8 protein-coding genes are annotated in these 12,099 nt (G+C 43.4%); 3 read left to right on the forward strand and 5 right to left on the reverse strand.

Annotated features, from left to right (window positions below):
• Positions 1-82: 82 nt before the first annotated feature.
• Positions 83-1,093, reverse strand: coding sequence for a glutamine synthetase beta-grasp domain-containing protein (locus ABD772_RS00410; RefSeq protein WP_345100199.1), 1,011 nt, complete (start codon positions 1,091-1,093; stop codon positions 83-85).
• A gap of 411 nt (positions 1,094-1,504) precedes the next feature.
• Here ABD772_RS00410 and mdh point away from each other — a divergent pair, with 411 nt between their 5' ends.
• Entirely contained in the window at positions 1,505-2,443 is a 939-nt protein-coding gene (gene mdh / locus ABD772_RS00415; RefSeq protein WP_345100201.1) for a malate dehydrogenase, read from the forward strand.
• Between the two features lie 47 nt (positions 2,444-2,490).
• Here mdh and ABD772_RS00420 read toward each other — a convergent pair whose 3' ends face one another.
• The 3 genes from ABD772_RS00420 to ABD772_RS00430 form a co-directional block, all read right to left on the reverse strand.
• Positions 2,491-2,988, reverse strand: coding sequence for a gamma-glutamylcyclotransferase family protein (locus ABD772_RS00420; RefSeq protein ID WP_345100203.1), 498 nt, complete (start codon positions 2,986-2,988; stop codon positions 2,491-2,493).
• Positions 2,989-3,052: 64 nt separating this feature from the next.
• Positions 3,053-4,171: a Gfo/Idh/MocA family protein gene (locus tag ABD772_RS00425; protein ID WP_345100205.1), complete on the reverse strand. Its 1,119-nt coding sequence runs from the start codon at positions 4,169-4,171 to the stop codon at positions 3,053-3,055.
• Positions 4,172-4,255: 84 nt separating this feature from the next.
• Entirely contained in the window at positions 4,256-6,853 is a 2,598-nt protein-coding gene (locus tag ABD772_RS00430; protein ID WP_345100207.1) for a M1 family metallopeptidase, read from the reverse strand.
• 240 nt (positions 6,854-7,093) lie between these two features.
• Here ABD772_RS00430 and ABD772_RS00435 point away from each other — a divergent pair, with 240 nt between their 5' ends.
• Together ABD772_RS00435 and ABD772_RS00440 are read left to right on the forward strand one after the other, a co-directional pair.
• Entirely contained in the window at positions 7,094-8,401 is a 1,308-nt protein-coding gene (locus ABD772_RS00435) for a cytochrome ubiquinol oxidase subunit I (RefSeq protein WP_345100210.1), read from the forward strand.
• Between the two features lie 110 nt (positions 8,402-8,511).
• Complete coding sequence (locus ABD772_RS00440) at positions 8,512-9,525, forward strand: cytochrome d ubiquinol oxidase subunit II (protein ID WP_345100212.1); 1,014 nt, start codon at positions 8,512-8,514, stop codon at positions 9,523-9,525.
• A 107-nt stretch (positions 9,526-9,632) separates the two neighbouring features.
• On the opposite strand, the gene ABD772_RS00445 is transcribed toward ABD772_RS00440, so the two are convergent.
• Positions 9,633-11,837 carry a GH92 family glycosyl hydrolase gene (locus tag ABD772_RS00445; RefSeq protein ID WP_345100214.1) on the reverse strand — a complete coding sequence of 735 codons (2,205 nt, stop codon included), beginning with the start codon at positions 11,835-11,837 and terminating at the stop codon, positions 9,633-9,635.
• Positions 11,838-12,099: the final 262 nt, after the last annotated feature.

Genomic DNA, 12,099 nt, shown 5'->3' on the forward strand with positions numbered 1-12,099 from the left:
CGTGATTAATATAAATTGTTATCACACAAAAAAAGCGATGAGTTTTCACTCATCGCTTTTTTTTTATTCTATTAAGCTAAAATTAAACTTTAGCTGCTTTTACAGTTTTAATGATCACTGCAGCTACTTTGTATGGATCTGCGGCAGAGTTTGGACGACGATCTTCCAGGTAACCGCTCCAGTTGTGGTCAACAGCGTATAGCGGGATACGGATAGAAGCACCACGGTCGGATACACCATAGCTAAAGTCGTGGATTGAGGCTGTTTCGTGTTTACCAGTTAAACGCTGATCGTTGTCAGCACCATAAACAGCAATACATTCAGCAACCGCAGGACGGAAAGCTTCGCAAACAGCTTTAAATTTAGCCTCGCTGTTAGCAGTACGCAATAATGTATTTGAGAAGTTAGCATGCATACCTGAACCGTTCCAGTCTAATTGACCAAGCGGTTTGCAATGCCAGTTAATTGATACTCCGTATTTTTCGCCAATTCTTTCTAACAAGTAACGAGCAACCCAAATCTGGTCGCCTGCTTCTTTAGCACCTTTAGCAAATATCTGGAATTCCCACTGACCGGCAGCAACCTCAGCATTGATACCTTCTACGTTCAAACCGGCTTCTAAACATACGTCTAAGTGTTCTTCAACAATCTCGCGACCGTAGGCATTGTTAGCACCTACTGAACAGTAGTAAGGGCCTTGTGGTGCGGGGTAACCGTTTGCCGGGAAACCAAGTGGTTTATTAGTGTTTGGGTCCCACAGGAAATATTCTTGCTCGAAACCAAACCAGAAATCGTTGTCATCATCCTCAATATGCGCACGACCATTTGACTCGTGTGGCTGACCTTTTGAATCCAGTACTTCACACATTACTAAGTATGCGTTTTTTCTTTGTGGATCAGGACATGCAAATACTGGTTTTAAGATACAATCAGAAGAACCACCCGGTGCTTGCTCAGTTGACGAACCGTCAAAGCTCCAGTTATCCAATTCTTCTACTTTACCGCTAAAATTTTTAACGATTTTTGTTTTGCTACGCAGGCTTTGAGTTGGTTTGTATCCGTCAAGCCAGATGTACTCGAGTTTAATTGCCATGTTTTAAATTAATTTTATAAAGTTTGATTCAGATATTGATTTTAAATCGCAACGATTACTTTGTTTGAGCAAATTTAAATTAATAATTCGCTTTTTTACAAATTTTATCAAAAAAAGTTTAAAAAAATGAAAAATGTAACATAAAAATCGTTCATCAATACCAAAAACAGCAAAAGTTCATCTTTAAAAATACAAATAATCACATTTTGGCAATTTCTTTAAAAAATTAGGCTTTTAAAAAAGAAGGTGTTGTGTTTATTAATTGATTTTAAAAACAGGCCGATTTCGATCAAAAATCAACCGAAATCTTGAATAAATCTCCTATTTTAATATTCTGCCCACGTCGTATCGTATTTTTTGTTAAAATTGCCTGCAATTTCAAATCCCGTCTCATATTAAAATTATAATACTATGAAAATTACTGTTGTTGGTGCCGGAGCTGTCGGCGCTACCTGTGCGGATAACATCGCCAGAAAAGAATTAGCCGAAGAACTTATCTTGTTAGATATCCGCGAAGGGTTTGCCGAAGGCAAGGCTATTGATATGATGCAAACTGCCGCCCTGCTGGAGTTTGATACCAAAATAAAAGGTGTTACCAATGATTATGCCGCTACTGCCGACTCTGAAGTAGTGGTTATAACATCAGGTTTGCCACGTAAACCGGGTATGACCCGCGAGGAACTGATCGGTGTAAATGCAGGTATCGTAAAAAGCGTTACCGAGAACATTTTAAAACACTCGCCTAACACCATCATCATTGTGGTTTCAAACCCAATGGATACGATGAATTATCTGACCTTAAAGTCATCGGGCTTGCCTAAAAACCGTGTTATTGGCATGGGTGGTGCGCTTGACTCTGCAAGATTTAAATATTACCTGAGCCAGGAATTAGGCTGCTCTCCTGCCGACCTTAACGCGGTGGTTATCGGCGGCCACGGTGATACCACCATGATCCCATTGATCAACCATGCTACCTGGAACAGCATCCCGGTTACACAGTTCCTGAGCAAAGAGCAACAAGACAAGATCGTGGCCGATACCATGGTTGGTGGTGCTACGCTGACCAAGCTGATTGGCACTTCGGCATGGTATGCCCCAGGTGCAGGTACTGCTTTTATGGTTGAATCTATCGTTCGTGATCAGAAAAAACTAATCTCATGCGGTGTTGCGTTAGACGGCGAGTACGGTCAGAAAGATATCTCATTGGTAGTACCGGTTGTTTTAGGTAAAAACGGCTGGGAAAAAATCGTCGACTTTAAATTAACTGCCGACGAGCAGGCAAGCTTCAACAAAAGCGCTGATGCGGTACGTGCAATGAACAATGTACTGGCTGACAGCAACCTGATCTAAGCTAACTGATATACGTAAATAAAAGCCGTCCAATTGAGGCGGCTTTATTATTTTAATAAATTATTCAATCGCCGCTGCCTGCGCTTTTCGTCAGGGTCTATCTTGCAGGGCATTAATTTTATCTGGTTGATATAGCTTTTAGGAAGACCTGCGTCCGTAGCCAGTTTTAATATTTTGGCATGATACCAATCGTATGGCAATAAATGCGTCGTGATAGCGTGGGGTTGAGTCACAAAAACTTCGGCATGATAAATATTATCGGCCATATCAAAACAACGCACCGTCTCCAGTTTTAATGCCGAGCTCCACATAGGGTCATGAAAATTTGAGCGCTCTTCATCATCCAGCTCGATCAACAAACCCCAGACCATTGCATCCAACTCAAATGCCTTAGTCACATTTGCCTTAGCCGATTCGTCATCGCCGGTGCTGTTAAATACAAAATTGTATCCCGGTAGCTTGGCAACACCTATTTTTTTAGCAGAGGGAACCGTCCTTGCAAACTTCTCTATATTCATGTTGCCCGCGTATGCAAATAATATCATAAACTTATAGGTGGTGGATATAATTTAACGCGTCTTCAAAAAAAATGTTATAAAACTTAGTACATCAAACGCTCATTGAAACTTTCTTCCCTGTTTTTGCTGCTTCATAAATTGCACTTATAATTTTCAGATCTTTTACCGCTTCATGGCCATCTACCGGAACCGGCGGCTGTTTATCGTGAAAAATAATCTCGGCAAACTCATCCATTTGTACAGTTTGATGCACCGTGACAGGTTGCGTAAGCTCGCCCTGGTTGGTATGCCCCATTATTGGCCCATAGTTGGTTGATGGCTGCATTTCTGCATAACCATGCTCACCATTCAGGAAAAATTTATCGAGGCCATTCATATTATAAGTAGACAAACAAGAGGCGGTTGCCCCGCTCGGAAAACCAAACTGAAACTGAATGGTCTCATCAACACCTTCTTTAAATTTTACCGGGTCGGTCTTAGTTTCCTGGGCCGTTACCCAAACAGGTTCCTCACCTGTCATGTAGCGGGCACCGTTAATGGCATAAATACCTATATCCATCATAGAGCCGCCACCCGCCAGCTCTTTGTTTAAGCGCCATTGCTTCGGGTCGCCTATTTTAAAGCCGCACAAGCCCTGAAAGAATAATATTTTACCAAACTCCCCTTCCTTACGCATGCGGATAACTTCCAGGGTTTTTGGCTCAAAGTGCATACGATAGCCTACCAGCAACTTTACCCCTGCCTGTTTACAAGCCGCTATCATTGCCTCGCCTTGTTTAACGCTGATAGCCATAGGCTTTTCTGAAATGGCGTGTTTACCGGCCTTTGCTGTGCGGATTATAAAATCATGGTGCGTGCCATTCGGGGTGATCACATAAACAGCATCAATATCCGGATTAGATTTGATCTGATCGAAGTTGCCGTAGTTATAACAGTTTTTAGCCGGGATGTTATACTTAGCGCTCCACTTTTCGATCTTCGCAGGTGTGCCACTAATTAATCCTACCAATTTAGCTTTGGTACAACCTTGCATGGCATCGGCCACGCGGGCAGCATAATTACCCAACCCTAAAATGGCTACACGCAGCACGGGGCCGTCATAAGCTTGTGCTGTTTGTTTTTCTGACGCCCAGCCTGTAACCGAGGCCAATTGTAAAGCGACTGCCGATACTCCGACCTTCTGTAAAAATTCGCGACGTGTGTTTTTCATAACCGGTGATTGATTATTTAAAATTAAGAATTATAAAAACAAAAAGGGCCACAATGCGGCCCTTTCTAAATTCAGGTGCGAATGCTATTTAAACTCTTCGTCTTTTAAACCAGTATTAACCGATACGCTGCTTGCTTTAAATTCAACCGCGACACCCAATATCGACGTTTTAGAATCGTATGGTACTTTTATGCCATTTGCATCGCGGTAATCGTCAAATTCGGTTGGTGATGCATTCGGTGTATCATTAACCTGTTTTAATTTCAATCCTGTCTGCTTATCAAAATAGGCTTTCATTTTACTACCGTCAGGATGGGTTATTGAAATCTGGTAAGCCATTTTACCATTGATTGCATGCATGCGGTTATCCAAAGTTAAAACATAGCCCGCTTTACCATAATCCAGCTCAGGGAAAAATCCGAAACGATTTGATAATAAGTGCTGATATTCTTTTGGTGTGTTAACCGGTGTATTTTGTTGTACCAGGCTTACGCTATCGCCCAAACCTTTTACATGTAACAAAACATAATTATTATATGACGGTGCGGTCAGATCATATTCAAATTTATCAGTGGCTTTGTATTTGGTTATCAACTGCACCGGGGTACCTTGCAAGGTGGCTGCCGAATTGATGGTCATATCTTTCAATGATTTAACCTTATCGGCCCCGCCGATAGCGTCCAGGTAAGCTTTTATTACCGACGCAGCGGTAACATTCTTATCAATCTCCTGCCCGCTTAATGAATTATTCTCCGGGTCCAGATCAGGCAGCACATGATCCGGATCGAGTGTTACCAAAGTAATTTTTGAGGTCGATTTGTAGAGAAACGTCCAGGTGCCACCGCGCTCCCATATCTCGGCCGGGAGTTTGACTGTTCCGGTTTTACCGTTATCTTCTTTAATCAGCGCGGTTACGGGCAGGGCCATTTCGCCAAGGTTTTCTATAGTGATCAATGAACCTTTCGATGCATCGCCATCTACATAATCAATTGCTTTAACTGACTGATCAAGCGTCATAGTGCCCATAAACCATTCGTTCCAGAACCAGCTCAAGTCCTCTCCTGCTGCATTATCCATTGAGTGGAAGAAATCCCACGGGGTTGGGTGTTTAAAGGCCCAGCGTTTAATATATGTCCTGAAAGCATAATCGAAACGCTCTTCACCCAAAATCTGTTCGCGCAAAATCGTTAAACCCAATGCGGGCTTCTCGTAAGCCGCATTACCTAAATAGTCGTTCTGTATAACATCAGGCGTATTCATAATCGCATCCGCCCCGGGGGTAAACATCGTCGGCGCTTCTCTTTGAGCATCTTGCTTTTGGTAATACTCGCCGTTATTAAACACTTTGGTATCCACCTTATTAATAAAAGTATTAAAACCTTCATCCATCCAGGCGTATTTACGTTCGTTCGATCCCACGATCATCGGGAACCAGTTGTGGCCAAACTCATGGTTAGTCACTTCCCAAAGCTCGCCGGCCTTTGATTTCCAGTCGCAAAAAACTATACCAGGATACTCCATACCGCCTACTATACCGCCAACGTTGGTAGCTACCGGATAAGTAAACTCAAACCATTCTTTTGAATACAGTTCGATACAGTTTTTAACGTACTCGGTTGAGCGGCTCCAGGCATCCTGACCACTTACCTCGATTGGGTAAACCGATTGTGCCAAAGCTTTTTTTCCGTCCGGCAAATTAATACGTGCTGCATCCCAGACAAACGCTTTTGAAGCAGCCCAGGCAACATCGCGGGTATTTTTACACAAGAAATGCCAGGTAAGGCTGGCCTTGTTAGGGTATGATGTTTTACTTGCGATATCAGCTTCACTGCGGATAGTTACCGTTTTGTCGCTATTGCGCGCCTCGGCTAATCTTTTCTGAGTAGTAACGGTTAACACCTCAGTTGGATTTAGTAATGCTCCCGATCCGGTAACCACTAAATTTGCCGGTGCAGTAATGGTATAGTCAATATCGCCATACTCCAGGTAAAACTCGGACGCACCCAGGTACGGGATAGTGTTCCAGCCACTTATGTCATCATAAACTTCCATGCGCGGATACCACTGCGCAATTTCATATATCCAGCCGTTTTTAGTGTTGATGCGGCCCATGCGGTCGGTACCATACTCAGGCACCTCAAAACCGTAATCAATCTTAATATTTATTTTCTTACCATTAGCCTTCAGCGAATCCTTTAACCTGATCTGCATGCGGGTGTCGGTAATTATATAATCGGCTTTCTCGGCTTTACCATTGTTTATTATATATACGCCTTTAATCTCATCGCCATTGGTATAGCTTTTATTGGTAAACCGGCCGCCGGTTACCACACTGGTAGCCTGCGCGCGTGAATCCTCGCGGTAAATGTTTTGATCTACCTGCAGCCATAAAAATGGCAAGCCATCGGGGCTGTTGTTGGTATAAGTAATATTTACCGAACCGTCTACACGGTGCTTAATTGTATCAAGCGAGATGCTGATTTTATAGTCGGCACGGTTTTGCCAGTACTTTGAACTTGGTGCGCCGCCCGCTGTACGGTACTGATTACCATTTTGCTGGTAAAACAAAGGGGTAAACACTTTATGCTGATCGTATTTTGAGGGGTTGCCATCTGTTTGTGCGTGGCCCGCTAAAGCGGCGCCGGCTAATAACAGCGTTAAAAAGACTTTATTAATTTTCATGTTGTTGATAAATGTGCGAGGGTTAAAGATAGAATATAGGGTATGATATTCAAAATGGTTAGACGAACCATAACTTCCTTCCCTTTTCGACCAGGTCAAAATCAACAAAATTACATCCCGTCTACCATCATAATCAACTTATTATCAATTTAAATTCAATATGTATAACACATATTTTACAAAATTTAATATGCGTTAATGATAACCCTCTATCTTTGAATATCTTGTTATTGCAAAAACATGAACGATTTTTTAGCCGCCAGATCACAGATGGCCCTATCGCTGGGCTTCCACATTATCTACTCATGTATCGGCATGGTGATGCCGGTATTTATGGCGATATCGCATTACAAATATCTTAAAACTCAAAACCCGGTTTATAAAAATGTGACCCAAGCCTGGAGCAAGGGTGTGGCAATTTTCTTTGCAACCGGTGCTGTGTCGGGCACGATGCTGTCGTTTGAGTTGGGCCTGCTCTGGCCCAAATTCATGGTGCACGCCGGGCCTATATTTGGCATGCCGTTCTCGCTGGAAGGTGTTGCCTTTTTTATTGAGGCAATTGCGCTGGGCTTCTTTCTTTATGGCTGGAACCGCTTTAATAAATGGTTCCACTGGGCCACGGGGATTGTGGTAGGAGTTAGCGGAATATTGTCAGGCATCCTGGTAGTGTCGGCCAATTCATGGATGAACAGTCCTTCGGGCTTTGATTTTGTTAACGGTCAATACGTCAACATTAACCCTATGAAAGCCATGTTTAACGGCGCTTGGTTTTCAGAGGCGTTACACATGACCATAGCCGCTTTTGTTGCAACCGGATTTGCTGTCGCGGGCATTCACGCACTAATGATCTACCGGAAACAAAACGTAGAGTTTCATGCTAAAGCGTTCAGAATTGCAATAGCCTTTGCGGCTGTTGCCGCAATATTGCAGCCGATAAGCGGCGATATATCTGCCAAACATGCCGCTAAACGCCAGCCCGCAAAACTGGCAGCTATGGAAGCATATTTTCATACACAGCAGTACGCTCCGCTGATAATTGGCGGCATTCCGGATACTGCCGCAAAAAAAGTAAACTATGCTGTCGAAATTCCGGGGCTGCTCAGCTTTTTAGTGCATGATAATTTTAAGCAGGAAGTTAAGGGCCTTGACCAGATTCCGGTTAAAGACCAGCCCAATGTACCGGTCACTCATTACGCCTTCCAGATCATGGTTGGTTTTGGTGTGATAATGATGCTGATTGGCGTTCTATATTTAATAGCAGTTTGTAAAAAGCGCCATTGGCTCACTAAGGGCTGGTTCCTGAAGTTATTTATTTATTCGACGCCATTGGGATTCATTGCCCTTGAAGCAGGCTGGACAGTAACTGAAGTGGGCCGGCAGCCCTGGATTATACAAGACGTAATGCGCACCGCCGACGCTGTGACGCCTATGCCGGGTATACAGTATTCTTTTTATCTGTTTAGCTTTATATATTTTACGCTTAGTTTGGCGGTTATATTTTTACTGCAAAGACAAATTAAAATGGTACCAGAATTATATGATAAGTGAATTATCAATGAATAGTAAATCGTTGATCGGGTTGATTAACTAGTGAATTTTAGAATCGCTCTCCCGATCAACTACTCATTTAATCAGCCTTCCAACTCAATTAACAAAAAATGCTAACAGTAGTCATCATCTTTCTTTTCTTCGCTATACTGCTTTACTTTTTGTTAGGCGGTGCCGATTTTGGTGCGGGTATAATCGAGCTTTTTACATCAGACAGCAACAAACACCGCACCCGCTCCACCATGTACCATGCTATCGGCCCCATCTGGGAAGCTAACCACATGTGGCTGATCATTGCGGTGGTAATTTTGTTTGTCGGCTTTCCGGATATTTACAGCAACATGTGCACCTATCTGCATATCCCCCTTTTGGCTATGCTGATGGGTGTAATTGCGCGGGGCACAGCTTTTGCCTTCCGCAGCTACGATGCTATCAAAGGCGAACGCACCCAGGCATTATACAACAGCATATTTGTTTATTCCAGCTTTTTGACGCCATTGTTTTTGGGCATTATTGCCGGCAGCGCCATATCACGACAAATTGATTTTACGGCGACAGATTTTCTGAGCGCTTATGTATATAGCTGGTTCAATTGGTTCTCAATAGCGGTGGGTTTATTTACAGTAGCACTTTGCGGCTTCCTGGCTGCAATATACCTCATAGGCGAAGCAACCGATGACTACGATGTAAAACGCTTTATCAAAAAAGCGAAAGTACTTAACGCTGTAGCGTTTTTTTGCGGTGGACTGGTTTTTATGGCCGCCGAAACGCTGAATATACACATGGCCCACTGGATCTTCGGTAATCCCGTTAGTCGCTGGGCAGTTATTGCGGCCTCAATATCCCTGGTATTGCTATGGATAACCATAAGCAAGGGCTATAAGCAGCTTCCGCGTATTTTCGCTGCCTTCCAGGTGAGTATGATCCTGCTGTCGGTAGGTTATACGCACTACCCTAACTTTATTATGGGTAAAAATGGAAAGAACTTATCTGTTTTAACCAATCATGCTACTGCCAATACCATAGATAGTTTAGGCACAGCCCTGCTAATTGGCAGTTTGTTTATTTTACCGGCGCTGTTTTATTTGTTTTATAGTTTTAGGGTGAAGCAGAGTCAGGAGTAATTGCTGTTAAGATTTATTATTGCGAGCGAAGCGTGGCAATCGCAAGGAGAAAAGCAAAGTTCGCGATTGCTTCGTCGTTCCTCCTCGCAATGACATCATTTTCTTTTCTACTTTGTCGCAATCAATACATTACCGCCATTCCTGAACAGATCATGCGATACATAGTAATCTTTGTTCACTTTGCCATTTACTTTTATAGAGGTAATGGCCCTGCCCTTGCCGGGTTTTGATATGGTGATATATTTTCCGCTACTGGTGCGCCATCTTACCTCATCAAACAGCGGGGCAGTAACAATATACTTAGGGTCAGTCGGCGACAGCGGATATAATCCCAACGAACTAAACACATACCACGCCGACATTTCCCCCGCGTCATCCATGCCCGCCAGCTCTATGCCACGCGGCCCCATGCCATACAGGTTATTCAGGATATTATCCAACACCTTCTGCGTTTTTGCGGGTTTGCCAATCAGCGTGTAAGAGAACGGCGCTTCGTGGTCAGGCTGGTTGCCTTGGCAATATTGGCCGATGAAAGTTTCGACATTACGTGCTATATAGTGCGGATTCCAGGGAATAGTAAAAAACGAATCCAGTTTAGTCTCGAATTGTTTCGGTCCGCCATACAGGGCAATCAGCCCCGGCATATCATGCGGCGCAAAGAATGAAACCTGCCAGGCATTCGCCTCGCGAAACTGCCACTCGTAATAAGGATATTGCGGATTAAAGTTTTTTATCCACCCGCCATCTTCTGTACGGCCACGCATAAAGTTGGTCGACTTATCGAATACGTTCTTGTAATTCTTAGACCGTGCCATCAGAAGGCGGTAATTAGCGGTATCGCCCAGTTTCTTAGCTATCTGCGCAATCGAATAATCATCGTACGAATACTCTAAAGTTTTTGATACACCAGCTTTGCCTTTAGCGGTTTCTGTCGCATTTTCAATTTCCGGATCAGAAATATAACCTTTTTGCAAATACTCCGCCAGATACTGACGGCCTCCGCCACGCGGACTGGTTGGCGGCACGTTAGCGTTATTCAATAGTATCTTATAGGTATCTTTGATATCAAAACCGTCTATTCCGCGCAGATATGCCCCGGCAATAGAAGAAGCCCCATGATCGCCATGAAAGAAAGTTGGGATATAACCCGTCTTATCGCCTTTATCCTCCAGTGATTTGATTACATTCAAAGTAACATTAGGCGACACCAGTTCCAAAAGGACATCCTTATTGCGGTAAGTATCCCAAAGCGACGGCTCGGTGTAATAATCAATGCCGGTGTTTACCACCTTGCGGTTTATGTCGGTAAAATCACCGTTAACATCGCTGCGCAAAACCGGCCAAAGAAAAGAACGGTACAGGCAAGAATACAGCATGGTTTTCTGTTTTTCGGTACCACCCTTCACCTGTATTGTCGACAGCAGCTTTTGCCAGGTATCATGAGCTGTCTTACGAACAATGTCAAACGATTTATTGCCTACTTCCTTCTCCAGGTTCATTTTGGCGTTATCAGTACTTACAAACGAGAAACCAATTTTCAGATAAACCGGCTCTTTGCCGTCGTCTGCCAGATGCACTATTGCATTACCGCTCGGCGCACTCATCTCTCTTCCTCTAACCGTTCTGGTGGTAGTGGCATGGGTGTTTGCCATGCTGCTAACTTTTGAACTGAATATGGCATAGAAATAAATATTCTCTCCGCCCTGAAAACCCTTAACCGCATAATCGCCGTCCTGGTTTATTTCCCAGCTTGAAACACCGCTCAATGCTTTTGACAGATCAAATAACACCTGCCGGTCATGCTTATCCTTGTAATTGAATTTATAATAAGCACATCTTAATGTCGATGTTAGCTGAACGTTAACACCATAATCGTCCAGGTATACCTGGTAATAGCCGGGCGATGAGCTTTCATTTTTATGCGAGAACTTTGACCCTATTGTTGCACCTGGTTTTGACATAGGCAGCACCGGCACATTACCAAAATTCCAGTGGCCTTTGTTGGTATGGGTAAATGATACAATGGTCGAATCTTCATACTCATACCCGGCGCCTGCCGGCTGATATTTGGTCATCGGGCTAACCTGAACCATGGCGTTAGGTAACGAGCTGCCCGGGAAAGTCAATCCCGACCATGGGCGCCAGTTTTTGGGCGGCACATAACCTAATAGTTTATAATCGGTCACAGCTTCGGTACCCACGAAAGTATTTACGTATTTGGTATTGTCAGGAGTTGTTTGTGCCTTGCTTGCCGTAGTAGCCAGCAAAACCATTACTATAACATTAAAAATGTTTTTTACCTGGTTTCTCATTATAAAAAGGGTATTGGTTTGTACCCAAATATAAAAAATATATGAGCCGGCGACAGCTTAACCTACTAACGTAGCCTGATTGTTACCTATGCGATATTCGCCCTGCTTTGTTAGGCTCCATCTCACTTATTTTATGAATCTATGATCGGGGATTACCTTGCGCCATATTTAAAACTAACACAAATGCAACATTTGCTTCATTTACCCGAACAGATAAAAACATGCCTCAATTAACGTTATTTAACATTTTAGATGATAAATA

Origin of the sequence: Mucilaginibacter panaciglaebae (assembly GCF_039539265.1) — a bacterium.
GTDB classification, from domain to species: domain Bacteria; phylum Bacteroidota; class Bacteroidia; order Sphingobacteriales; family Sphingobacteriaceae; genus Mucilaginibacter; species Mucilaginibacter panaciglaebae.

Bases quoted from the DNA above. Each gene is read 5' to 3' on its own strand.
- ABD772_RS00410 (WP_345100199.1), bottom strand. From the start codon at position 1,093: ATGGCAATTAAACTCGAGTACATCTGGCTTGACGGATACAAACCAACT.
- mdh (WP_345100201.1), top strand. From the start codon at position 1,505: ATGAAAATTACTGTTGTTGGTGCCGGAGCTGTCGGCGCTACCTGTGCG.
- ABD772_RS00420 (WP_345100203.1), bottom strand. From the start codon at position 2,988: ATGATATTATTTGCATACGCGGGCAACATGAATATAGAGAAGTTTGCA.
- ABD772_RS00425 (WP_345100205.1), bottom strand. From the start codon at position 4,171: ATGAAAAACACACGTCGCGAATTTTTACAGAAGGTCGGAGTATCGGCA.
- ABD772_RS00430 (WP_345100207.1), bottom strand. From the start codon at position 6,853: ATGAAAATTAATAAAGTCTTTTTAACGCTGTTATTAGCCGGCGCCGCT.
- ABD772_RS00435 (WP_345100210.1), top strand. From the start codon at position 7,094: ATGAACGATTTTTTAGCCGCCAGATCACAGATGGCCCTATCGCTGGGC.
- ABD772_RS00440 (WP_345100212.1), top strand. From the start codon at position 8,512: ATGCTAACAGTAGTCATCATCTTTCTTTTCTTCGCTATACTGCTTTAC.
- ABD772_RS00445 (WP_345100214.1), bottom strand. From the start codon at position 11,837: ATGAGAAACCAGGTAAAAAACATTTTTAATGTTATAGTAATGGTTTTG.